The sequence below is a fragment of the Vibrio celticus genome (genome assembly GCF_024347335.1).
In the GTDB taxonomy this organism is placed as follows: domain Bacteria; phylum Pseudomonadota; class Gammaproteobacteria; order Enterobacterales; family Vibrionaceae; genus Vibrio; species Vibrio celticus.
Genome location: NZ_AP025463.1, coordinates 89,157 through 113,166 on the forward strand (window position 1 = coordinate 89,157; position 24,010 = coordinate 113,166).

General features: G+C 45.6%; 24 protein-coding genes. 17 read left to right on the top strand and 7 right to left on the bottom strand.

Annotated features, from left to right (window positions below):
- Positions 1 to 16 precede the first annotated feature (16 nt).
- The 5 genes from OCV19_RS00400 to OCV19_RS00420 all read left to right on the top strand — a co-directional run bounded on the left by OCV19_RS00400 (position 17) and on the right by OCV19_RS00420 (position 7,691).
- Complete coding sequence (locus OCV19_RS00400) at positions 17 to 715, top strand: DUF484 family protein (protein ID WP_017061014.1); 699 nt, start codon at positions 17 to 19, stop codon at positions 713 to 715.
- Positions 684 to 1,616, top strand: coding sequence for a tyrosine recombinase XerC (xerC, locus tag OCV19_RS00405; RefSeq protein WP_019825207.1), 933 nt, complete (start codon positions 684 to 686; stop codon positions 1,614 to 1,616). Before OCV19_RS00400 ends, xerC begins: the two co-directional genes overlap by 32 nt.
- Positions 1,617 to 1,631: 15 nt before the next feature.
- On the top strand, positions 1,632 to 2,348 hold the full coding sequence (yigB, locus tag OCV19_RS00410; protein ID WP_065675904.1) for a 5-amino-6-(5-phospho-D-ribitylamino)uracil phosphatase YigB: 717 nt from the start codon (positions 1,632 to 1,634) through the stop codon (positions 2,346 to 2,348).
- Between the two features lie 165 nt (positions 2,349 to 2,513).
- Positions 2,514 to 5,012: a bifunctional diguanylate cyclase/phosphodiesterase gene (locus OCV19_RS00415; RefSeq protein ID WP_065675905.1), complete on the top strand. Its 2,499-nt coding sequence runs from the start codon at positions 2,514 to 2,516 to the stop codon at positions 5,010 to 5,012.
- Positions 5,013 to 5,204: 192 nt separating this feature from the next.
- On the top strand, positions 5,205 to 7,691 hold the full coding sequence (locus OCV19_RS00420; RefSeq protein ID WP_065675906.1) for a bifunctional diguanylate cyclase/phosphodiesterase: 2,487 nt from the start codon (positions 5,205 to 5,207) through the stop codon (positions 7,689 to 7,691).
- A 136-nt stretch (positions 7,692 to 7,827) separates the two neighbouring features.
- On the opposite strand, the gene OCV19_RS00425 is transcribed toward OCV19_RS00420, so the two are convergent.
- Both OCV19_RS00425 and OCV19_RS00430 read right to left on the bottom strand, forming a co-directional pair.
- Complete coding sequence (locus OCV19_RS00425) at positions 7,828 to 8,424, bottom strand: tRNA-uridine aminocarboxypropyltransferase (RefSeq protein ID WP_065675907.1); 597 nt, start codon at positions 8,422 to 8,424, stop codon at positions 7,828 to 7,830.
- Between the two features lie 2 nt (positions 8,425 to 8,426).
- Positions 8,427 to 9,971, bottom strand: coding sequence for a COG3650 family protein (locus OCV19_RS00430; protein WP_065675908.1), 1,545 nt, complete (start codon positions 9,969 to 9,971; stop codon positions 8,427 to 8,429).
- 39 nt (positions 9,972 to 10,010) lie between these two features.
- Here OCV19_RS00430 and OCV19_RS00435 point away from each other — a divergent pair, with 39 nt between their 5' ends.
- Positions 10,011 to 10,478 carry an EVE domain-containing protein gene (locus OCV19_RS00435; RefSeq protein ID WP_017633148.1) on the top strand — a complete coding sequence of 156 codons (468 nt, stop codon included), beginning with the start codon at positions 10,011 to 10,013 and terminating at the stop codon, positions 10,476 to 10,478.
- Positions 10,479 to 10,565: 87 nt separating this feature from the next.
- Here OCV19_RS00435 and OCV19_RS00440 read toward each other — a convergent pair whose 3' ends face one another.
- A complete protein-coding gene (locus OCV19_RS00440) occupies positions 10,566 to 11,393 on the bottom strand; it encodes a Cof-type HAD-IIB family hydrolase (protein ID WP_048615017.1) in 828 nt (275 codons plus the stop codon).
- A 182-nt stretch (positions 11,394 to 11,575) separates the two neighbouring features.
- Positions 11,576 to 12,556 carry an alpha/beta fold hydrolase gene (locus OCV19_RS00445; RefSeq protein ID WP_065675909.1) on the bottom strand — a complete coding sequence of 327 codons (981 nt, stop codon included), beginning with the start codon at positions 12,554 to 12,556 and terminating at the stop codon, positions 11,576 to 11,578.
- Between the two features lie 81 nt (positions 12,557 to 12,637).
- Here OCV19_RS00445 and rhtB point away from each other — a divergent pair, with 81 nt between their 5' ends.
- The 7 genes from rhtB to OCV19_RS00480 all read left to right on the top strand — a co-directional run bounded on the left by rhtB (position 12,638) and on the right by OCV19_RS00480 (position 19,149).
- On the top strand, positions 12,638 to 13,255 hold the full coding sequence (gene rhtB, locus OCV19_RS00450) for a homoserine/homoserine lactone efflux protein (RefSeq protein WP_048610767.1): 618 nt from the start codon (positions 12,638 to 12,640) through the stop codon (positions 13,253 to 13,255).
- A gap of 45 nt (positions 13,256 to 13,300) precedes the next feature.
- Positions 13,301 to 14,521 carry an EAL and HDOD domain-containing protein gene (locus OCV19_RS00455; RefSeq protein ID WP_065675910.1) on the top strand — a complete coding sequence of 407 codons (1,221 nt, stop codon included), beginning with the start codon at positions 13,301 to 13,303 and terminating at the stop codon, positions 14,519 to 14,521.
- A 98-nt stretch (positions 14,522 to 14,619) separates the two neighbouring features.
- Positions 14,620 to 14,961 carry a metalloregulator ArsR/SmtB family transcription factor gene (locus OCV19_RS00460; RefSeq protein ID WP_004736602.1) on the top strand — a complete coding sequence of 114 codons (342 nt, stop codon included), beginning with the start codon at positions 14,620 to 14,622 and terminating at the stop codon, positions 14,959 to 14,961.
- A 173-nt stretch (positions 14,962 to 15,134) separates the two neighbouring features.
- Complete coding sequence (locus OCV19_RS00465; protein WP_017061027.1) at positions 15,135 to 16,136, top strand: ArsJ-associated glyceraldehyde-3-phosphate dehydrogenase; 1,002 nt, start codon at positions 15,135 to 15,137, stop codon at positions 16,134 to 16,136.
- A gap of 21 nt (positions 16,137 to 16,157) precedes the next feature.
- On the top strand, positions 16,158 to 16,649 hold the full coding sequence (locus tag OCV19_RS00470) for a cyclin-dependent kinase inhibitor 3 family protein (protein ID WP_017061028.1): 492 nt from the start codon (positions 16,158 to 16,160) through the stop codon (positions 16,647 to 16,649).
- Between the two features lie 96 nt (positions 16,650 to 16,745).
- Complete coding sequence (gene arsJ / locus OCV19_RS00475; RefSeq protein ID WP_065675911.1) at positions 16,746 to 17,966, top strand: organoarsenical effux MFS transporter ArsJ; 1,221 nt, start codon at positions 16,746 to 16,748, stop codon at positions 17,964 to 17,966.
- A 169-nt stretch (positions 17,967 to 18,135) separates the two neighbouring features.
- Positions 18,136 to 19,149, top strand: coding sequence for an acyltransferase (locus OCV19_RS00480; RefSeq protein ID WP_017061031.1), 1,014 nt, complete (start codon positions 18,136 to 18,138; stop codon positions 19,147 to 19,149).
- Positions 19,150 to 19,209: 60 nt separating this feature from the next.
- On the opposite strand, the gene OCV19_RS00485 is transcribed toward OCV19_RS00480, so the two are convergent.
- A complete protein-coding gene (locus OCV19_RS00485) occupies positions 19,210 to 19,539 on the bottom strand; it encodes a DUF2500 domain-containing protein (protein ID WP_017061032.1) in 330 nt (109 codons plus the stop codon).
- A gap of 244 nt (positions 19,540 to 19,783) precedes the next feature.
- Between OCV19_RS00485 and OCV19_RS00490 the strand changes: the two genes are divergently transcribed.
- The 4 genes from OCV19_RS00490 (at position 19,784) to OCV19_RS00505 (ending at position 22,857) form a co-directional block, all read left to right on the top strand.
- A complete protein-coding gene (locus tag OCV19_RS00490) occupies positions 19,784 to 20,158 on the top strand; it encodes a hypothetical protein (protein ID WP_004736595.1) in 375 nt (124 codons plus the stop codon).
- A 927-nt stretch (positions 20,159 to 21,085) separates the two neighbouring features.
- The gene (locus OCV19_RS00495; protein WP_065675912.1) at positions 21,086 to 21,706 is read left to right on the top strand and encodes a lysoplasmalogenase; all 621 of its coding nucleotides are present in this window, start codon (positions 21,086 to 21,088) and stop codon (positions 21,704 to 21,706) included.
- A gap of 90 nt (positions 21,707 to 21,796) precedes the next feature.
- A complete protein-coding gene (locus tag OCV19_RS00500; RefSeq protein WP_065675913.1) occupies positions 21,797 to 22,033 on the top strand; it encodes a YecH family metal-binding protein in 237 nt (78 codons plus the stop codon).
- Positions 22,034 to 22,272: 239 nt separating this feature from the next.
- Positions 22,273 to 22,857: a YhgN family NAAT transporter gene (locus OCV19_RS00505; RefSeq protein ID WP_009848232.1), complete on the top strand. Its 585-nt coding sequence runs from the start codon at positions 22,273 to 22,275 to the stop codon at positions 22,855 to 22,857.
- Between the two features lie 117 nt (positions 22,858 to 22,974).
- Here the strand turns inward: OCV19_RS00505 and OCV19_RS00510 are convergent, their stop codons facing one another.
- Positions 22,975 to 23,241, bottom strand: coding sequence for a DUF1145 domain-containing protein (locus tag OCV19_RS00510; protein ID WP_016784000.1), 267 nt, complete (start codon positions 23,239 to 23,241; stop codon positions 22,975 to 22,977).
- A 10-nt stretch (positions 23,242 to 23,251) separates the two neighbouring features.
- Positions 23,252 to 23,854, bottom strand: coding sequence for a 16S rRNA (guanine(966)-N(2))-methyltransferase RsmD (gene rsmD, locus OCV19_RS00515; protein WP_065675914.1), 603 nt, complete (start codon positions 23,852 to 23,854; stop codon positions 23,252 to 23,254).
- Between the last annotated feature and the right edge of the window lie 156 nt (positions 23,855 to 24,010).

Genomic DNA, 24,010 nt, shown 5'->3' on the forward strand with positions numbered 1-24,010 from the left:
AAATAAAGGATAGGTTTTGTCTTACGTTGAAGCCGACGCACTCACCGCAGAAGTGGTCGCGGAATATTTACGTGATAACCCAGATTTTTTCCAAGACCGAAAAGATTTGGTTGATCGCCTTGCTATCAATAACGTTGAGCAGGGCGCTGTTTCTCTGGTTGAGGTTCAACTTAAACGCCAGCGTCATCGAATCGAAGAGCTTGAAGAAGAGATCACTGGCTTGATGTCGTTGGCGGCAAATAACGATAAAACCTTCTATGAGTTTATGGATCTGCAAGCGCAAGTGCTGAAATGCAGTGACTTCATGCAGGTGATAAAAGCCGTTGAACAAAAAGCGTTAGATCTTGGGCTTAAGGCTCATGTTCGTATTCTTTCGCAATCTGGCTTTTATCAGTTGAGTGCTGAGGGTTACTCTAAGTTTTCGCTTAACCATTTCAATGGCAAAGATGCTTATCTTGGACGCTTGAGAAAAGCCGACAGACACGATTTGTTTGGTGATTATCCAGTTCCAGAGCTAGGCTCTTATGTAGTACTACCGCTTGCTAAGCAGTCTCCATTGGGTTTACTCGCCTTTTCTAGTGAAGATGGCGGACATTTCCAACCCCATATGGATACGCTCTTTTTACGCCATTTAGCACTTGTTGTCGCTCATTTGGCGGACACCTTACCTTGGCAGATAAATAATGAGCCTAGAGCCCAAAATACCTCTTCCTAACAGCCTTCAAAAGCCACTTTCTCGCTTCTATGAATATCTCAGAAGCGAGAAGGGACTCAGCCTACACACCCAACGTAATTACAAACAACAACTTGAAACCATGGCTGGTCATTTAGTCACGCTCGGGCTAAAGGATTGGGGTCAAGTCGATGCGGCGTGGGTAAGACAACTTGCTAGTAAAGGCATGCGTGAGGGAATGAAGGCGAGCAGCATTGCAACGCGCTTATCTTCACTGCGCAGCTTCTTTGATTTCCTTGTGTTGCGTGGCGAAATGACCGCCAATCCAGCCAAAGGTGTCTCTGCACCTCGCAAACAACGCCCTTTGCCTAAAAACCTCGATGTTGATGAAGTGGGTCAATTGCTTGATGTGAATGAGGACGATCCATTGTCGATTCGTGACCGAGCGATGATGGAGGTGATGTATGGTGCTGGATTACGACTGGCAGAACTGGTCGGTATCAATCTGAAAGATGTGTTGGGTCGACAAGGCGAAATCCGAGTGATTGGTAAAGGCGACAAAGAACGCAAAGCGCCTTTTTCTGGTTTAGCAAAAGAGTGGGTCGATAAATGGCTCAAAGTGCGCGGTGAATTGGCTTCACCGGGTGAAAGCGCGCTGTTTGTCTCTAAGCTTGGGACTCGTATCTCTCACCGCAGCGTGCAAAAGCGCATGGAAGAGTGGGGCAAGAAGCAATCTGTCGCAAGCCACATCAGCCCGCATAAACTGCGTCACTCCTTCGCAACGCATGTGCTGGAGTCGAGTCAAAACCTTCGTGCTGTGCAAGAGTTGCTTGGGCATGAAAACATTTCGACGACCCAAGTGTATACCCACTTAGATTTCCAACACTTAGCACAAGCTTATGATCAGGCTCACCCGAGAGCTCGTAAGAAGAATAAAGATTAGATTAAAGGGTTTACTATGCGAATTTATCGAGGGTTAAAGCCCATCAAAGCCATGACCTTTGACTTGGATGACACCCTGTATGACAACTGGCCTGTGATCATGAAGGTTGAGAAAGAGATGGCACAGTGGCTGTATCAAAAGCACCCAGTGTCGGCTTCTTTATCGCTCGAAGAGTGGCAGGGCATTAAGCAGCAAGTCGCATCTGAAAACCCAGCTTTGAAACATGATGTCACCGTGTGGCGTGAAACTCAGATTAAGAGTGGTTTACTGCGATTGGGTTACTCTCTGCAGCAAGCAGAACAAGCGGCTCGAAAGGGCATTGAGCATGCCTTGTGGTTGCGTAATCAAGTCGATGTCCCTCAAGAAACGCATCGAGTGATGACTGAGCTTAGCCAACGTATTCCTCTGGTTGCGATTACCAATGGCAATGTCGACCCACACAAAATTGGCTTAGGGCAGTATTTTCAATTAATCCTTAAAGCCGGCCCTGATGGCAGAGCAAAACCCTACCCAGATATGTTTGAAAAAACTCAGCAACACCTAGATTGCGACGCTGCGAATATTCTTCATGTTGGCGATCACCTCAAAACGGATGTCTATGGAGCCAAGCAAAATGGCTTCCAAGCGTGTTGGTTTAATGACACTGGTTCCAATTTATACCACTCCCCGAAGGCAAGCGTGCTTCCTGATGTTGAAATAGACCAACTTAGCGATCTTATGCGACTAATTTAATGGCTCAGCAAGCTTATTGTGTCGCATTTATGATAGTGAATTGTTACATTGGTCGCCTATAAAAGCCTGATTAGGCTATTATAGGCGACTACTTTTTATCGATTCATTTCAATCATAGCAGTGGTTACGGGTTGTTACTTCACTCGATTTTGAACAAGGGTTGGCATGCAAACATTTACATTTCTCGCAAATACTGAGGCGTTATTTAGAGCTCAATTTGATCAGCGAGAATGGTGTGACAGCAAACAGTACCTTATTCAAATTTTCTCAGCTCAATCTTCAGATCTAGCTCGTCAAATCGCGAGTGTTGCCCTCAATCGTTTAAACAATGCCACGCTAATTGGTCAGAGTGCTCGTCATGTTATCTGTGATAATTGCCTTGAAAGTGCATGCACCTTAGTCATCATCAGTGAGTTCAACCAAACCCATCTAACCTCTGCGGTCCAGCCTTTTACGGGCAATCCAAATCAAGATAGCCAAGACTTAGCTTTGCAACTGCGCCTGACAGAAGATACCAAAACGGTCATCAGCTTGTGCGATCAAGTTGAAGGGCGTGATTATCCTATCTATAGCGCTTTTGAAAATTTGCCTTACACCTTGCCGATTGCTGGTGGACTGTGCCATGAGAATGAATTTGGCCGTTGGGTTATGTATAACGAGCAGACCTACCAGCACGCCTGTGTTGCGGTGGCTCTGACTAACCCAAGATTGAAGGTTTGGTCGGACGCGTACTCTGAGTGGAACCCGATTGGGATGAAGCTACGAGTCACACATGGAGTTGGAAATCGCTTATACGCGTTGAACGACAAGCCGGCTATCGAAGTATTCAAACATTACCTTGCGGATGGCAAAGACCTTCCTTTTAGCCAGCTGATGAGCTTTCCGCTTTATCGAGAACTTGGTAGAAAGAAGGGGATCTCGACACCGCTACGTATTAATGATGATGGCAGTATCGAGTTTGATAGCCCTTGGCATGTCGGTGAAGAGGCGCAGTTTTGTTATAACCACCCCTCGTTGACTGCAGAAAAGGTGCGCCACGGTGCCGAGATGCTAGCCATGCATCAGCCTGAATCGGTGATCATCTATAACTGTGTATCTCGACTTGAATTTATCGACAGCAAACTTGAGCTCAAGCCATTTGAAGGGATAGTGAATACATGTGGTGCCTACTGCATGGGGGAGCTATACCGTAATGAAGACCGCCAAGAAATACTGCACCACAGCCTGACTTATATCGCTATGCGCGAGTCTGACGAGATTAAAGAGTTTCATTGCGAAGACTTTCAGTGTGGCTCCACCGTGTCGCCATTGCTTAACCTTGTCAGAAATGCAGTCGCAGATCTCGACAGTATGAATACTCAGATGGAAAAGAAACTCCATCAACAAGCGCGTCGCTTAACCGAGAGCTATCGCATTGACTCGCGTACTGGCTTGCCGAACCGTATCGTATTAAAGGAGCGCCTCAATACGATTCTATTTAGTGAACACTTACTCACGTTAAAGCTCACGAATTTCCATCAAGTTAACGAAAAATACGGCTATCAAGTGGGTGATCAGCTACTGCTTGATCTGTCTAATCACTTTATCGAGCGATTGCAGCTTCGTGTCGTGAAAGAGCCTCGCGTGAAGGTCGAGCTATTCAGTATTGGGGTCGGAGAGTGGGCGATTATTTTTAATGCCAGTGTTGGTAGTACGAAAATAAAAGAAGGGTTCGTTGAGTTCGCCGATGACATCGAACACATAAATTTTGAGCCGTATGGTTTGGCTGATATTGATTACCTGTCAGTTTCTCTGTGTGGCGGCTTTGCTAGTCGTTGTGACTTCTTAACCGATAGCGGTGACCAGATCTTATTGAAAGCGATCGAAGCTCGACGCTATGGAGTACGTAACAATACCCACATCACCAATGCCAAAGATATTCAGGTGAGCGAAGAGGACCGCAAAGAGCAACTCGGTTGGTTGAGCTGTGTCAGTCGTGCGATTCTAGATCAGAACATCATCACCTACTCACAGCCGATTGTCGCATCGGGTACGCACGAAATGATTGGCCAAGAGTGTTTGGTCAGAATCATGGAGTCGGACGGTACCATTGTGCCACCAGGAAAGTTCTTACCGATCATTGCTGATACGCACCTATACACGCGTCTTAGTCGACACATGATTAAAAGCACGATCGGCTACATGGCGGATAAACAGAGTTCGTTTTCTATCAATCTATCCCCACAAGATTTGTTGAGCGACAAGACACTTGAGGTACTCGAGACTGCGATCAGTGGCATGAACGATCCTACTCGACTTGGTTTAGAGGTTCTCGAGTCAGAACAGATAAAAGATTATGGCCGCATGATTGAGGTGTGTGATCACTTCCGCGCACTCGGAGCGAGAATTATTGTTGATGACTTTGGCTCTGGTTACTCCAACATCGATGAAATCATTAAGCTTGAGCCGCAGATCATTAAGCTCGACGGTAGCTTGATTCGTAATATCGACAAAGACCAAAAACAAAGAAATATCGCTTCTCAATTGGTTCGTTTGTGCCAAGTGTTCAATGCCAAAACGGTCGCTGAATTTGTCCATAACCAACAAGTTTGTGAGATAGCAGAGCAAATGGGTGTTGATTATCTGCAGGGTTACTACTTCGGTGAGCCTAAGCGACTGTTTTAGAAGTTAAAGCTTCCCACATTGTTTAACTACTGGCTATAAAAGTACTGCGCCTCCATTAATGATTGCTTTTTGGCGGAATGAGTGATGTCTAACTAAGGTCACATTATTCATAACACGATCGTAAGTATTCCGTGCAAGCCTTATCTATAATAAGCACAATAACAAATCATTAACGTAACGATTAATGTGAATATGCAGTCGACTTCTCTCCTGATACAAGACATTGAGCAAACCCAACGTGAATTGGAAAAGATAGATTTTCATCAACATGAAAGCCTACTGATTCAGGTGTTTTCGTCTTTCGAGAAAGGTTCTGTTTTGGCTGCCTGCCAAGTGATTCAATCGACTTTTCCCAATGCCAAACTGATTGGTTGCAGTGCTAACCACTACATCAGCCAGGGTGTCATCCTGCACCAAGGTCTTTATCTGATTGTTACCCGCTTTGACGCGACGTCTTACTCTTGTGGTGTGGTCGAATATAGCGAACAACCATTGGTCGATAGCCACGCTATGTGGCAGCAGCTTGAATGCAATGATAATACTCAAAGCATCATCTGTTTCGCAGACCGCTTGCAGATAAATAACCGAGATCTATTTTCAGCGTTTGAGCAGTCGAGGTATTCATTACCGATTTGTGGTGGAGCATCGACCATCACAGATAATGGACGCTGGGTGATGTTAGATGGCATTTGCTATGAAAATGCCTATGTGATGTTGGCGCTGCACAGTGTTGAGCTCTCCATCGCTAAGGGTTACTACACTGAATGGAATCCGATTGGTCGAACTTTTCGAGTGACCGGTGCTCAAGAGAACCGGTTGTTGGAGTTGGATGGGATGCCTGTTCGTGAACTCTACAATCGTTACCTCGCTGATGGCCTCGAAGTGCCTTTTGAGCAACTGCATAATTTTCCCTTGATGGTCGGTGACCCGAAAGAACAAAACATTCACTTACCGCTCAAGGTAACGGAAAGTGGAGAGATAGAATTCAGCGGCCTGTTCCAAGTGGGCGATGAGGTCCGGTTTTGTTATGACCATCCATCATTGACCCTAGAGCAGATACGACTGGGCGTTCAACAGATCGCCTCTCATAGACCAGAACAGTTCTTCATTTATAACTGTACCTCTCGTATCGACTTTATTGATGGCAACCAAGAGGTTGAGGTTTTCCAAAAGTTGGCCGACAGCTATGGCGTTTACTGCATGGGAGAACTTTATCAAGAGAATAGCCAACAGCGAATCTTGCACCATAGCCTCACTTACCTTGCGCTTAGAGAAGGCGAAGGTAAGGCGGTATTGTCATTAGAGACACAACCCGCGACCAATATATCCCCTCTGTTTTCATTGATTCGAAATGCACTGCTTGATGTCGATGACATGAATAACAGTATGGCGAGTAAGATTCAGCAGCAAGCCACTGCATTGACGGCAAGCTACCGAATTGATCACCGTACTGACTTACCCAATCGAAGTGTGTTGCGTGAGAAGCTGTCAAAGATGAGCAGTGATAGCCACTTGCTAGCTTTGAAGGTCACGACTTTTGGTCAGATCAATGAGAAGTACGGCTATCGAGTGGGTGACAAGCTTCTGCATGATTTGAGTGAGTACTTTCAAAAGGCGCTGTGGCAGTTCTTTGATGAGGGTTGTCAGCTCTACAGTATCGGTATCGGTATCGGTGAGTGGGCGGTGGTGTTTGATAGCTGGGCGAGCCAAGAACATATTCATCAGCGATTCTCGGAATTTGCTGATCAAACCGAGCATGTGAATTTTGAGCCTACCGGTTTACCTGATATTGATTACTTGTCGGTGTCTATCTGTGCGGGTATTGCCAGCCGTCGAGATTTCCCGACTACCTCTATTGATGACTTATTGTTGAAGGCGATTGATGCGAGGCGCAGCGCAGTCAGCCAGAACAAGCACCTGGTGAGCGCCAAGGCACTCATTCAATTGGAGAAGCATCGCCAAGAGCAACTTGGTTGGCTGTCGTGCGTGAGTCGCGCCGTGCTTAATCAGAATATTGTGGCGTGTTCTCAACCGATTGTCTCAGCACACAGTCATCAGGTAGAGAGCTTAGAGTGTTTGGTTCGAATTGAAGAGGACGGTCAGCTGATTGCACCGGGTAAGTTCTTGCCAATCATTGAAGGAACCCATCTCTATACACGCCTCAGTCGTCAGATGATAACGCGCACCTTCGATTTTATGAGTCAGCGAACCGATTCGTTCTCAATTAATTTGGCGCCACAAGATTTCAGCAATGAGAAAACCATTCTTCACCTTGAGCAAGCGATCAAGAAAATCAGTCACCCACAGCGTATTGGCTTGGAGGTGTTAGAAACGGAACAAATTCAGGATTACGGTCGCTTGATCGAGGTGTGTAATCACTTCCGCGATCTTGGTGTAAATATTATTGTCGATGACTTTGGTTCAGGCTATTCGAACATTGATGAGATCTTGAAACTGGAACCACAAGTGATAAAGCTTGATGGCAGTTTAATTCGCAATATCGATAAGGATAAAAAGCAACGCAAAATAGCCCAACAGCTGGTGAGCTTATGTCAGATTCTGAATGCTAAGACGGTGGCGGAGTTCGTACATAATGAACAGGTGTGTCGTATTGCTGAAGACATGGGCGTCGATTACCTGCAAGGGTATTACTTTGGTCAACCTCAGCGTTTGTTTTGATGGAGCAGCGTTTCACGTGAAACACTGATTGGCTCAATAACGAAAGTACGATGAAAAAAGGGTGAGCTTATGGCTCACCCTTTTTGTTTTTAGTATCTGTCCCGTCCTGAAATGTGCTTATTGCCTTCTCGCTGATCTATTTGAGAGCGTGGCCACATTTGTCGGCGTGGAATACTTTTAGATACTGTTGGTAGTAGTCATCAATGAGCTTGGCAGATTCACTTTCACCTAAAGATTTGAGTAACTCAATACCCACTTCACAAGTACACAAGTGGCCACTGTCTTGGTTGCGGCGTAAGGTGTATGAAGATTCGCTGGTAATGTCGAGGTGAACTTGCGGAACGGCTTGTAACCACGAGCTCTTGTTAAGCATCTTCTTCGCTTCTTGCCATGTGCCATCCAAGATGATGAATAGCGGCTTACGACTCTGGGCTTGGGTCATTACAGCTTGCTGGCACTCGACACTTTGATCACTTGGGAATAAAAGAAACGGTTGTCGTGTTTCATCGTCAAGCACTGCCATTAGCTCCGCTGGTGGTGTTTTCCTTTGCCATACAATGGACTGACACTGATCAAGGGATTGCTGAAGCAGCTTTCCGGTATTGGTATCGCGCGACAGTTCATTCTCATGAGTGAGCAGTACAAGATCGATTTGGCTTTCGACACTAGGTATCAGGTGACAAATACATTGGTGAGTGAAGCCACAACCAGGGCAAGCTTGTTGGTTACTCATCTTTACAGCTTCACTCCACTTTGTGCGGGTGAGATACCATCAGCAAACAAAACCACGTCGCTGATATCAGCATCATCTGCAACTGGAGCGACACTTGGGTTGAGCGGGTAGCTGACACCTGAGTATGACAGGGTGTGTTTTGCAGGTGTAGCCCCGCCGCCACTGACATTGAAGATCAGATCCTGCCAGCCGTGGTTTTGCGATTTACCTAAGCGTATGTCGCCCTTAACCAGTGTCACTCGGCTATTGAAGCGCCAGTTATCTTGATGGTTTTCGAAAATCAGCAGTGTACAGCCACCAGAACCACACCAATCGAGTTGGGCGAACAGCTCTTCTTTACCGTCGCCGTTGAGGTCGTAGGTTAACCAGCGGTACTTGGTATCGTCAGGTGAGCTGTTGTTGATCTTAAAATACTCGCGGATCGCTTGGTCGACTTTTGGATCAAGTTGATCACTAGAGTTCACCTGTTTTGCGGTTAGATCAACGTTAGTGGTGGTGTTTACTTGCGCTTGCGCACTCTTAGCTTCGAATAGCACCAGACCGCCATTGGCAATCGGATACACCACGTTGCCCACTTTCTCTTTTTCAGCGATTAGCTTGCCATTATCGAGTGTGAAGATGCGCTCGGAAATCAAATACTGTTGCTGGTGGCGAGTCATAACCACTTGTACCTGATTTTGGTTCAGTTGCTGCCAGAAGCCTTGTTCAACAATAGAAGGGTCTCCATTGCTGTATGAATAAGTCGTGATAGCACTGTGGTCATTGTTGAGTTCAAGGTTGATAGAGAACCCTGAGCTTTGCGTTGAGCTAGCGAAGTAGAGTCCGCTCCAATCCAGTGTTGGATCTTGGTTAGAGACCGTCGCACAACCATTATAGTCACTGTCATTGAGGTTAAGCTTGGCATGCCACCCATAGATAGAATCGCTCATGCCGTCGCTACAGCTCTCTTTCGTAAGGTTGAGTTTGCCTTGTGCAGCTTTACCTTCTAATTGGTAATCACGGCTGCTTGATGTGGTGCGGCTTGATTCAATATCGAGGGTTTGTGGCTGTTCGCCCATCTTAGTGTATTTCAGCTGGTCTTTATCGAAGGTTGCTGACCAGAAGGGTTCATTACCAAATACTCGTGTTGAACGCAGTGGTTGGTCGCAGCGCTCTGGGTTCTCTGCGGTTAGGATGTTCACTTGGTCAACCACGAAACGCGCTGTGAAGTCTGCGTTATAACCCGTTTGGCTCGGCACGGTTAGGTGACCAATCAGCTCGCCATATAAAGCTTGGTAAGGTCTCGTTGAGAGCCCTTGTGCTTCTAGCGCTAACTCTGGAGATAAGTCTAACCAGTATTGTTGTTGGCTGCCGCAAGGAGTGAAGGTTCGACTTTCGTGACCAACCACCACCTGACCACGCATGATGAAGGTTTGTGGTTGAATGCTCAGTGGCTCATCCAAGGTTGCTGGGGGCAGTTCAGGTTGTTGCGGCGTATCAGGTGCCGTAACACAGCCTTGTAGAGCGAACGTGACTAGCCATGTCACTGGGTTTTTCATTACCTTCATGTTATATCTTCCTCGGAGCAACCGTTAATTGGATTTATTATGGCATATTGGTTATTTAAAACAGAACCCGACACCTTCTCTATTCAGACCCTGAGAGTACAAAAAACCTCTTGTTGGGAGGGTGTGCGCAACTATCAGGCTCGAAACATGATGCGTGATGACGTCAAGCTTGGAGATTTGGTGATGATATACCACTCATCATGCAAAAAAGTTGGCGTAGCGGGGATCGCTAAAGTAACCAGAGAAGCCTACCCAGACCACTTTCAGTTCGACCCAGAGAGTGATTACTACGATCCTAAGTCTTCACCCGATAACCCGCGCTGGATTATGGTGGATGTCGAGTTTGTGCGAGTGACTGAGCGCTTGATTCCTTTGGCTACGCTTAAAGCCATGCCTGAACTCTCCGAAATGCCATTGGTGAAACGCGGTAATCGCTTATCGATCATGCCGGTTACCGAACAAGAGTGGCAGGCAATCTTAAGCAAAGAAGTGTTAGGTTCTCGATAGCGTTAGAGAGAGCTTTTTACGTAAGGTTCAAAAAAGGCAGCCCGTTGGCTGCCTTTTTATTTATTCAGATCTCTTCAACGAGCGAGATTAGAGCAGATGCTTTTCTAGGTAGTGAGCAACGGCATCGTCTGCGTTACTGCCAATCACTTCATTGTCTGGTAGTGCTTTCATCACTTTTTCATGTGATGTGCCCATGACTAGACCTTTACCCGCCATAGCCAGCATTTCAGCGTCGTTCATACCATCACCAAACGCAACACAGTTATCCAGTGTCAGATTCAGGGATTTAGCAACAGCGTCTAGGGCGTGACCTTTAGAGACTTCAGCGGCCATCACTTCAAGACACCAAGGTGTAGAGAAGGCGATGTTCAGCTTGTCGCCAAAAGCATCTCTTAGCTTTTGTTCAAACGTGACGAGATATTCGTGGTCTTGTTCTGGATGTGTGAAGAAGACTTTCGCGATGCCTTCGCTTGGTGCATTTTCAGCTTCAAAGCGCTTGTAGCTAAAGCCAGATTCGCTGTGGAATTTAGCCAACATTTCATCTTCACGGTCTAGTAGCCAATCTTCATTCTGGTACATGTGAATAAAGAGGTTTGGATCTTGGCGCACAATATCAATAACCGGCTGAACGAGTTCCTGAGGCACGTTCTGGCTATACATCAGTTGATCATTCTGGTCATGCACGCGAGCACCGTTTGAAGTGATCATGTACGCCGGAATGCCTGCTATCTGACGAATACCCGCCACATCGACGTGGTGACGACCCGTAGCGAAGATGAAGGTATAACCTTGGTCGTGTAATTTCTTAAGCGTTAGCTTGGTGAAGTCGCTTAGCTGATGGTTGGGAGCCAAAAGCGTACCATCTAAATCAGAAGCAACAATTTTCACGGAATCTTTTAGTGCAGGAATACTCATTTAACCCTCATTGCAAAATGCTTAACCAATATTGACGCTAGCCAGCGCTAGAATCGTTTTAACTACAATATCTCTAGGTAGAAATTGTATGCCAAATTCATGCAAGAAAAGAGGGCAAAGCTCACTTACTTCTCTTCCTCTTTAGCGTCTATGCTCTTGGCCGGTTACTCAGCCTATTAGCTCTAGGCGAAAAACTGATTGATCGCATCCAGTGTTTGATTGCGATATTCATCTTGCTCAAACAACACCTCATGCCTAGAACCCTCAATCAACTTAAACTGACAATCAGAGTTGGTTTTCTTCAGCTTAGAGATGAACTTTACTTGGGCACTGTTACTGACAATCTTTTCGTCCCCAGCTTGAATCAATAGCAGAGGAATCTTGATTTGACGAGTTTGTTGAATCGCTTGCTTGGCGGCCATTAACCCTTGCCACACCCAACGCGTGCTTGGTCCACCCACCTGCAAAGATGGAGACTCGTCATATAAGCGGCGGAACCACTGATAACGAACCTTGCTGTGGCTCAGTAAGTTGTTTTCAAAAGGCTTCGAATAATACGCTTGCTGCCCTGGCGCGTAAGTCGGCTTGGCATAAAAAGCGGTGAGCACTTGTCCGACGATCATCGCGATAGGTTTCAGATACCACTCGGTATTGATACCAAACATCGGAGCGCACAGAGTCACCTTATCAAATGGGTGGTCTGGGTGCGTTTGTAGGTAGCGAGTCGCTATGGTACTGCCCATTGAATGCGCGAGCAGGTAGCGATTGGAATACTTACTGAGATCGAAACTGGCAATGACGTCAGACATGTCAGATGCATAATCATCAAACTCATGAATATGACCAATGTCAGAGTCTGTTACCATACGTTCAGACTGGCCTTGACCTTGGTGGTCAAATGAATAAACGTCATAGCCTTGTTGATAGAAATCATAAAAGAGTTCTTGGTATTTTTGGCAGCACTCAATGCGGCCATTTGAAATAACAATCGCCTTGGTATGAGTCTCTGAAGTCAGGCTACACCAGTACAGCTTCTTTTTAGCGGATGTTGTTACATACCCATCTTTTCGTTGTTGCCAAAGGGTGGGGATCGGGTGTTTAATCGCTTGCTCGAATTGAGGTTCTTGCGTGTACGAAATCGGGGCGCCGCTGTGGTTTTCCATGGGAAATTACCTGAACTGATGCGTGTGAGAGCTTTATTGCTACTAATGTTGTTAGATTAAAGAACTAGTAAGGAAATGCAAATGGATACTCATGTTTGGCTTGCTTATGTCGTCACGGCGATATTGTTTAGTTTAGCTCCGGGCTCAGGTACCGTTAACTCAATCAGCAATGGGCTAAGTTATGGCACCAAGAAGTCACTTGCGTCGATCGCGGGCTTACAACTCGGTCTTGCATTCCACATCATGCTGGTGGGCGCGGGCATTGGTGCATTAGTCGCTCAATCCGCGCTGGCGTTCACCATCATCAAATGGGTGGGCGTGGTCTACCTTCTTTGGTTGGGTATTCAAAAGTGGCGTGACAACTCTAGCTTAGTGGCTTCACAAGAAAACTCGACGCTATCGAGTGGCAAGCTGCTTAGAAATGCGGTGCTGATTAACCTTACTAACCCAAAATCTATCGTGTTTTTGGTGGCTCTTTTCCCTCAATTTATCGATCCAACACAGCCGCAAGCACCGCAATTATTAGTGCTAGGTGTTACAACGGTATTCATTGATAGCGTTGTTATGTTGGGTTACACCTCATTAGCTTCACAAATGGGACGTTTTATTCGTTCAGATCGCATAATGGGTAAGATAAATAAAATCTTTGGTGGTATGTTCATGGGCTGCGGCGCATTGCTGGCCGCCGCCAAAGCCTAATCAAAGCAATAGAGTTATAGTTAAACCAATTAGAGTTATCAAGAAATGACCGCTACCTACGTTGCTCGACAACCTATCTTAAACCGTAAGAAGAACACGCTTGGTTATGAGCTGCTGTTTCGTGACGGAGAAAGGAATGCCTATCCAGCGCATATAGAGTCTAATCGAGCAACGTATCGTCTGATCGTTGAGAATTTCTTGTCGGTTGGGCTTAACCCGTCGATCCCATCTTCACGCTGCTTTATTAACTTCCCTTACCAAAGCTTGATTCGTCGGTTGCCTTTGAGCTTGCCGAAAGACAAGGTGGTGGTTGAGATCCTTGAAACTTGCCAACCGACCGACGAATTATTAGAAGCCGTTAAAGAGCTTTATCAAGCGGGGTACATGATTGCCCTAGATGATTTTACTTCGACGCCAGAATGGGAACGTTTCCTCAAATACACGCATATTGTTAAGCTCGATATCATGCAGATGGGCTTGGATGAGGCGTGTGATTTGGTCAAAGCTCACCAAGGGAAAAAGTTTAGTTTTCTTGCTGAACGAGTCGAAACCGAACAAGAATTCCAGCAAGCCAAAGAGGCGGGCTTTAAGTTCTTCCAAGGCTATTTCTTTAGTAAGCCGGAAATCATTAAGACTAAGTACATCAGCCCTGAGCAAGTGATTGCCATGGAGCTGTTCCAAGAAGTGTGTAAGCCCGATGTCGACTTTCAGCGTGTCGAGAGTATCGTCGCGAAAGATGTCGCCTTGTCTTATAAGCTACTGCGCTTTGTGAACACCATGTCGCCTCGTCTAGAAGTGACCATCTCTTCATTCCGTCAGGCCTTGGTGTACCTAGGGCAAGAAAAACTGAAAATGTTTGTCGCGCTGGCGGTGGCGTCTTACGTCTCGGATAAAAAACCGAAAGAGTTGTATGGCTTGTCTTTGCAGCGTGCACAGTTTTGCCAGCGTATGTCTCGTTATCAGGCATTTGAAGGACATACCGAGCAAGCCTTTATGATTGGTCTGTTCTCGTTGCTGGATGCATTGCTCGATCTATCGTTAGAGAATTTAGTAGAGCAACTGCCTTTGTGTAAAAGTATCAAGGTGGCTCTGCTTCGTAGAGAAGGGCCATATGGTACCTTGCTCGCACTTGAAGAGAGCTTTGAGCATGCCGATTGGCAACAGATTGATGAGCACTGCGCCGATTTAGGATTAAGCGTGGATCAGGTTAAAACGGAGCTTACTGAAGCGCGCCGTTGGAGTCATACCGTGACCAACAAGCTCTGATATTTCTTCGTTAAACTTTTATGACAATTGAAACGCACGCCTTGACGTGCGTTTTTTTATATCTAAGATATATGCATATCCATATATGAGTATGTTTTATGCTTCCTCACCAATTTTTTAAATTACTGTCCGATGAAACGCGAGTGCGTTGCTTAATGTTGATAGTTCGTAATGAGTGCTTATCGGTTGGTGAGTTGACTCAGGCATTGCAAGAAAGTCAGCCAAAGGTTTCACGCCATCTTGCGCAGCTGCGTTCAAACGGTATTTTGACTGATGTTCGCCAGGGGCAGTGGGTGTTTTACCGCCTGTCACAAGATTTACCAGGTTGGATGCTAAAGTTAATTGACGACCTTATTGCATCGAACTGTTTGAAAACTGAATACCAGCAAGATATTGAGCGCTTAGAGTCGATGAACTCACGCCCAGTATGTTGCGTTTAAATACATTAAAACTTAATGCCGAAATAGTTGGAGTTGCAGCTAGGCGACAAGTGAACTTATCCCTATGAGCATAGTGGCTCTATGTAATTAGGGCGGCCGGCGCTCCGGTAAGTGAACGTAGTCAACAACGCTGCGGCTTCAAATATGAAGGCAATTAACTGAGAGAACAGAAAATGACAGTCAAAGTAGGTATTAATGGTTTTGGTCGTATCGGCCGTCTAGCACTTCGCGCAGCATTCGATTGGGATGAGCTAGAATTTGTTCAAATTAACGATGTTGCTGGCGACACAACAACACTGGCCCACCTTCTAGAATTTGATTCAGTTCAAGGTCGCTTTCACCACGAGGTAACTGCAGAAGGCGATGAGATGATCATTAATGGCCAGCGCATCAAGACCACACAAGAGCGCGACATCGATGCGATCGACTGGTCTGGTTGTGATGTGGTTATCGAAGCGACAGGTGTTCACCGTAAGACCTCTTTCCTAAACAAATACCTAGAGCAGGGCGTGAAACGTGTTGTGGTATCGGCGCCAGTGAAAGAAGAAGGCATCGCAAACATCGTTGTTGGTGTGAATGACAATATCTTCGACCCTGCGGTACACAAAATCGTAACGGCAGCGTCTTGTACAACGAACTGTATCGCGCCAGTGGTTAAGGTGATCAACGAGAAGCTTGGTATCGAGAACGCAGCCTTCACCACTATTCACGATTTAACTAACACGCAAACTATTCTTGATGCGCCGCACAAAGACTTACGCCGCGCACGTGCATGTGGCATGAGTCTTATCCCAACAACGACGGGCAGCGCCAAAGCGATTGTTGAGATCTTCCCTGAGCTAGAAAACCGCATCAACGGCCACGCAGTTCGTGTACCGCTAGCGAACGCTTCTCTGACAGACATCATCTTCGAAGTGAAGCAAGACACCACGGCAGAAGAAGTTAACGCGATGCTGAAAGAAGCGTCTCAGAATGAACTAAAAGGCATTCTTGGCTTTGAAGAGCGTCCACTGGTTTCTATCGATTACAAAGGCGACCAACGCTCAACAATCGTGGATGCACTATCAACGATGTTGGTCGGTAAGCGCATGGTTAAGATCTACGCTTGGTACGACAATGAGATGGGTTACGCAACACGTACCGCTGAGCTTGTTCGTACCGTTGGCCTTGCTTAATAAGAATCTGGAGAAGATATAATGATACATCCAACATGGCAACTAGACCTAGAGCAAGGTGCGCTAGTACTTACTCCGTGCCCAGGCACAAAAGAAGCAACGCTTGATGCATCACTGGCTCAGCTAAAAGAGCAAGGCGTTGAAGCTATCGTGACAGCACTTGATGACCATGAGCTTGCAAGCAAAGACGTGGCGGCACTTGGTGAAAAAACACGTGCGTTAGGTATGCAATGGTTCCAGATCGAAATTGAAGACGACTGTGCACCGGGTGCTGGTTTTGCTGCGAAGTGGCAAGCAGCTAGCCCTGAGCTACATAACATCGTCGATAACGGCGGCAAGGTTGCAATGCATTGTATGGGCGGCTCTGGTCGCACTGGTTTGTTCGCAGCTCACCTACTGTTAGAAAAAGGCTGGGATTTGAGCAAGGTAGTTCAAGAGGTGCAGGCACTGCGTCCAGGTGCCTTCACTAAACCTATCCAGGTTGAATACATTAATGGCGTAGCGAATAGCTAATAGTCATCAGTGTTAGACAGGGAGCTTTTGGTATCTGGAGTGTTGAACTTATCATGATCCAAAAGCTCTTTTTGTTTAGATTGCAGAGATAGCGTTATGTTTTCAAATCTAAGTAAGAGCGTTCGCCAATACATGTTGGTGACTTTTAACTACTGGAACTTCACCATTACTGATGGTGCGCTTCGCATGTTGGTGGTTCTGTATTTTTACGACCTTGGCTACAGTTCGTTAGAAATCGCCTCACTGTTCCTTTTCTATGAATTCTTTGGTGTGGTGACTAACCTAATCGGTGGCTGGTTAGGGGCGCGTCTTGGCCTCAATAAGACCATGAACATTGGGTTAGGCATGCAAGTCGTCGCCTTGGGTATGCTCGCGGTGCCAACGGCAATGCTGACCATTCCTTGGGTCATGGCGGCGCAAGCCTTGTCTGGTATCGCTAAAGACCTCAATAAGATGAGTGCCAAGAGCTCAATTAAGACTCTGGTTCCTGATGAACAACAAGGCGCGCTTTATAAGTGGATTGCGATTCTGACCGGATCTAAGAATGCGCTTAAAGGGGCAGGCTTCTTTATTGGTGGTTTACTGCTTTCAACGATTGGCTTCCAATACGCCGTGCTCGCGATGGCAGCCGTGTTGGCATTGGTCTTCGTTGGCAGTGTGTTGAGCTTAGAAACGGACATGGGCAAAGCGAAAACCAAGCCTAAGTTCAAACAGATCTTCTCTAAGTCTGAATCCATCAACATCCTATCCGCAGCACGTATGTTCCTGTTTGGCGCTCGTGATGTGTGGTTTGTGATTGCTTTGCCGATTTACCTAGGCAGTGTGTTTGGTTGGGATCACTCATGGGTTGGCGGTTTCTTAGCTGCTTGGACTATCGCTTATGGCTTTGTACAGGGCATAGCGCCGAAGATTACTGGTAAAGCTCAAGGTAAGGTGCCAGATGGCCATGCCGCGCTGTTATGGGCTGGTGCGCTGGCTATAGTGACCGCTGCTATCGCTTATGCGGTACAGATTGGCTGGCAACCAGAGCTCGTTATCGTGGGTGGTTTGATGGTATTTGGTGCCATCTTTGCGGTGAACTCATCACTTCACTCATATTTGATAGTGAGTTATGCGAAAGGCGATGGCGTTTCTCTTGATGTCGGTTTCTACTACATGGCAAACGCGATGGGCCGTTTGATTGGCACGATATTGTCGGGCTTGGTATTCCAAATGGCAGGCTTGTCTGCGTGTCTGTGGGTTTCCTTCGCATTCTTGGCGATAACGACGATGATCTCTCTGCGTTTACCGAAAGTGCCGCAAATTTCAGCGGCATAAGCTTCAGCCACATGAGCCTCATTTGTGAGAGCTCAAGTCGCAGAAGCTAGAGTCGTATGAGCTAGATTCGCGATAAGTATCTCCTTTAACACTAAGCTGACTTGGTATTTATTCCGGTCAGCTTTTTTATTGCTATAGTAGAATGATTGAATATTAATCAGGCATTTACATGAAGCAGCGAATTCTCTTTTTTGATTTAGCACGATGTGTCGCGGCCGTAGCGGTTATCGCGATTCATGTTTTGGCGCCTTATCGCAATGAGTTGGGCACTATTCCTTTCGGTGAATGGCTTACTGCCATTACGGTAAACGGTTTCAGCCGCTGGGCAGTACCTGTGTTCATTTTGATTACTGGCGCACTGATGCTCAGTGATCAGCGCCCGTTTGACGCCAAATACTACCTCAAGCGTCGTTTGGGCAAGGTACTGATACCTTTCATTGTCTGGTCGCTTTTCTATACCTATCTGTCGGGCTGGTCGGCAATGGGCTTTGATGCCGACGTCAGTTGGGACGTGTTGCTTAATAGCTACCATCATTACACCTATTACCACCTTGGTTTCTTCTATTACTTCATCCCACTCTATTTTGTGATTCCGTTCTTGCAGATCATGGTTAGAAAGTACGGTGATAGATCGGTCTATGCCTTTACGGCGGTATGGTTGTTCACAACATTGCTGTTCTTACTGAAAATCGATGGCCCTTGGAGTCACGAATTGTGGTTGTACACCGGTTACTTACCATTGGGTTACTTGCTGTATAAGATTGTGCCACTTAACAAGATGACCGTTGGCGTGAGTGTGTTACTGGGTGGACTCGCGTTACTAACCACGGTTTACATGGTGGTTGATGCAAGCTTGGTAGCAGAAGAGTACACGGTAGGGCGCTGGCTATCTTACAAAACGTTGAACACCGTATTAGCCGCGAGCATGGTGTTCATGGTATGCCGTTACTATGGTGAAGGCCTGTCTGAGAAGAGTAACCAAGTGGTTGGCTTTATCAGTAAGCACAGCTTAGGTATTTACCTGCTGCACCCGATTTTCTTGTGGCCGATGAAAGAGTTTGGTTGGTACCAAGGACATCCGGCATGGGTTATTCCATTATGGATTGTGATCAGCGGAGCTGGCGCATTATGGATGAGCTGGTTGGTGTCTAAGTCAGAGAAAACGCGTTGGTTATTGCCTTAGCGGTGATTGCTAAGGCTTTCTGATGGATTGCTTAGGGACGACAGTTGAAGCGGCTGACGTTTAGCGCTTCAACGCAAAGTGTAAGAACTTATCGCCTTGGTAGGTTAAGGTTCCTTTGTCGCCAGGGTTAAGGGCGTGGAAATAGTGGATGCCGACTTGGAATTCTCGCTTCGGACCAACCACACCACGTTGAACGTAAATCCAGTACTCTTGATCTTCTTGGCCCGGTTCTGCGTCAGGAAGGTCGATCGATTGTTTGTCTAACACCGTGACATTCACTTTCTTCTCTGGCGCATTTTCACCTTGCGAGTGTTTTCGATAGAAACCAATAAATACCCAAGCCGCTAGAGCAGCGAGAGCAAAGATGGCAAAAAAGAGTGAATTAGGCATATAACCTCCATGTAGTCGTGATGGTTATTCTAGTCTTTCAGGCAATAGGGATATGTGTTTAAAGCCGTTATTCGTGAACTGTTGTAAGCCAAGCTGATTATTTTTCGGCAGACATCACATTTAATGGTCAGTTTGGGATAAAGCATTGTTATTTATTGTCTCTTTCTCTCGTAAATAACAGTGATTTTGTATAAGAATAGGGAAATGCTCGACTAGAATTATAGTGTGGAGTGGGAGGGCTAAGATGACCGATATTGAAAAAGTGGTGACAAGAACTCGCAATATAGAGAAATTATTGAGGCTTCAATATCATGCCGAAGGCGAAGGATTGCATGAGCTTGTAACAAGCTGTGAAGAAAGGCTACCGCACGATATGGTGAGCAAGCTGCGCTATATCGCAACGTGTCGTAATAAGGTAGTCAATGAACATGAGGCTAAGTTGGAAGACCAACATAAGTTCATCATGATGTGTAACGACTGTGAGAAGGAGCTGACTCCACGTAGTGGTCGTTTTATCTGGCGAGTTGCGATCTTACTGATGATGGCAATGACTTTAGCTGCCGCAGGTTTCTATTATGCGAACTGGGATGTGCTAACACTGCATCTGTTTTCGAAGTGAAAAAATTGAACAAAAAAAGGGACGCTCATGGCGTCCCTTTTTTTATCTGTAACTTGCTTAGTACATCATCGGTAGTGTCATTAGACCTACAACTACCGCGATCATTACAAGTCCTTGTCTTTGCGAAGATGAAATCATAACACTACTCCTAAATTTGGTTGTCTCTCGCTATGTTTTAAAGAATAGCACTACTTATGGCCTTAGATCAAGAATTACTTTCGAAAGCTTTAAAAGTAGTAGAAAACTATGAGTTTTTGGCTTGTTTGGCAGTGTTTAACTGTGTTTTATGGTGTGTTCTTAATTTGTTCGTTGTGATTTATGTTTGTTCTAATTTGATTTAACTTGTTGTTTTGTAATGGTTGTTTTGTGTGATTTATATTGTTAAAGGTTGTTAAACTGTATTAATAGAGGTTGGTGGTTGCTAGGTTGGTTTTGGTTGGTTTTTTAAGTTTTCGGCTTGGTTTTTGTGGCGGTTTTTACCGGAGGCTTGAAATAACCTGACAAAACTGGGCGTTAAAAAAGAAAACTGGCTACTTTACAAGTCTAGGCTTGGTTGGCGTTTTTATTTTTCTATTAATCTTGAGTTTGTTTATTTAAGTTATTGTTATTATTTACTTTAAATGTGGTTATTTTAATTTTTTAAGTGTGGTATTTGACGGTATTAGGCCGGTTTTGGTGGGGTCGATAGGTTAGAATTGGCCAAAATTCAAGTATGGCGACTCTAATGCCAGTTTGAATGGGTTTTATGATGATTCGTTCTAGTTTTAAACGAATGGCCATTGTCATGGTGGTAATTGTTACGACTTCAATCTAAAGAGACTCTTTTTAGTGGAAGCGTAATCAAGATCCAATTTTGAGGGGCTGAGGCTTTACATCAACACTCGTGTGCCTAGACTGGCGACGATTTAAAGCAATAGGGCAAATGGTATGTGGAGTTGGTTGGCGGTTTCCTTGTCTGGTATCGGAGCAATAGCAGGAACGAAACATGGACATATCGGTCAGGCCTTATCGTATAAGGTTTTTACCTATGTATTATTAGCGACCATTGCTTTAACTCAATCTGTCGTTGCTGATTTTACCTATTGGGTCGTTGCTGGGTTGGCGGTCTCTGCGATCGCAGATGTCCTGCATACTGTTACTCAAAAACGTCCTCTGCATTTTGTTTGCTTCTTGTTAGCTCAGCTCTGTTACAGCAAAGCATTTTGGTTACAGCTATCAGGAGAAATGGTTTGGTGGTTGTTCGCGCTGCTGTTGGCGGCTTGTGTCGTTGCTTTCTTCTTGCTTCTGCCTCGTTTAGACAAACTCGTCTTTCCTGTGGTTATCATGGGTATCGTGCTTATTCAGCTTGCATGGGCTTCTGGTGAGCTCTGGTTGCTTGATCCTCAACTGTCGCATGCGATGGGTTTTGCGGGTTGTGCCGTGTTGCTGCTTTCAGCATTGGCGTACGCGTTAAACTTCTATCGTAGCCCAATTAAGGGTGCCTACTTTTGGGTGACGGGCAGTTACTTTCTGGCGCATGCTCTCATTGTTGCCTCCCTTACCATTTAGGGTAGAGCTCGCTTAACTCTGAGCTACATCAAGGCAGCTCAGATGAAAGTAGGTACTCTACGTCTACTTCATTAAACATGAGATAGAGTTATGACTACCGAAATTCATGCACACAACGTTTTAAACCTACTGAGTGAAAAGCCACTGACTCGTGATGAGTTGACGCAAGAGCTTGCTCAAACTTATGGCGCAGAAGCGCGTTTTCATACGTGTAAGCTGAACGGTCTGGATTTAGATGGATTGCTGAAGTTTTTCCTGAAGATGGAAAAGGTCGTGGTTATTGATGACAAGCTTTGCACTAATCGCGAACGTGTGTGTAACCACTGACTCCCAGTGACTTGGTTTTTAGAGCCTTTTGGCTTTTATAGATAAGAAGAGTGGATGCGACGTTTCGGCTTCACTCTTTAAATTCTCTTTTCTCTTTTCTCTTTTCTCCTTTCTACCTTTTCTATTTGCTCTCGCAAAATTCCCTTCTAATTACATAAGTTAATCCTTTTATTACTGCGTTCGAAAATCAATGTTGAGGCTGCTATACTCCGCGCACTTACGCTTTTCGAGACAAACTTATGGAAATTTTATCTGCAGCAACCATGCTGTTTCTTATTATGGACCCGCTTGGCAATCTACCAATCGTGCTCTCTATCCTTAAGCATATTGATCCGAAGCGTCGCCGTATTGTTCTTGTTCGTGAACTGATGTTTGCGCTGATTATCCTGTTGTTGTTCTTGTTTGCTGGTCAAAGCATCATGAACTTCCTGCACGTGCAGCCTGAAACCTTGAGTATCTCTGGCGGTATTATTCTATTCATCATCGCGATTAAGATGATTTTCCCAAGTGCGGGTAGTATTACTGGCCTCGCGGCGGGTGAAGAACCGTTTATTGTGCCGATGGCGATCCCAATGATTGCTGGCCCTTCAGTGATTGCAGCATTGATTCTGTTGTCGACACAGCACCCTGACAACATGTTAGAGCTTTCAGGCGCAGTGATGCTGGCTTGGGGCGCAACCTTCTTTATTTTGATGTTTAATGGCTTCTTCCTGCGAGTGCTGGGTGAGAGAGGCCTTAAAGCCATCGAACGTTTGATGGGCTTGTTATTGGTTATGCTGTCGACGCAAATGTTCCTCGATGGTGTGAAAGGCTACATGGGCTAACATCAATATCATTGCTGAATAAAAAAACGCCGCTCAAATGAGCGGCGTTTTTGTCTCTACTGTTTCTGTCATGATGTTTTTTGTAGCTAAGCTTTTTATATCTGGGCTTAAGCTCGATTACATCATGTGTTTGCGTCGGATATCGAGTAAGGCGAAGACACCGAAAATCAATATTGACCACTTCTCCCAACGTGACATCTCGATCTTATCGCCGAATGCACCGATGAAAATCAGCATCTGTAGGCCGTGCATGAAGAACAAGAATGCTGTCATGATATAAAGCGCAATCGCAGCATTACCCGGGAACGGGTAGAAAATATTTACGATTAAGATAAACCAAACAAAGGCGATGGCTGCTTTTGCTAGTGGAAGCAAGAACTTCATTCAATAACTCCTATTCTTCAGTGATTCGATTGAACAGTCGGTAGCTTGACTGTCCGGTGGTCTTATCGCGATGCAATTCCCAGCTCTCTGGCATAGCTTCGAGTTTCAGTTCTTTCTCGGTCTCGACGTAAATGATGGCATTGTCTGCCAACCAGCCATTGCTCTCAAGCAGTTGTACTGTTTCTGCCAGTAAGCCTTGACGAAATGGTGGATCAAGGAAAACCATATCGTAAGGAGTGCCCGGTTTCTTAAGGAAAGAGATAGCATCAGTATTCACGACATTGATGTTGTCTGCTTTGAGCTCTTTCGCGTTATCAGAAAGCTGTTTAGCCGCCTTTTGATTCATTTCGAGCAGTGTCACCATTTTTGCTTGGCGAGAAGCTGCTTCAAAACCTAGACCGCCAGAGCCGGCAAATACATCCAAGCAAGTTGAATGTGGGATATCTTGAGCAACCCAGTTAAAGAGTGTCTCTTTTACTCGGTCAATGGTTGGGCGTAATCCTTCTAAATCATGAACAGGCAGCTTTCTACCTCTCCATGAGCCACTAATAATTCGAACAAAGCCTCCGGATGGCTTTTTTTGTGATGTGTTTTGCTGGCGACGTCTTACCATAGATTTTTTGACCGCTAATAAAGTGATACTATACCGAGCCCAATTTAAGTGGGTTCGTGTATTAAATAAATTTGCAATGACAAAGTGTATCAAGCTAAAAGCAAACTTATCACTGCTTTGTCATTTTTCTTTACTATTCGTTTGTACAAGCTTGTA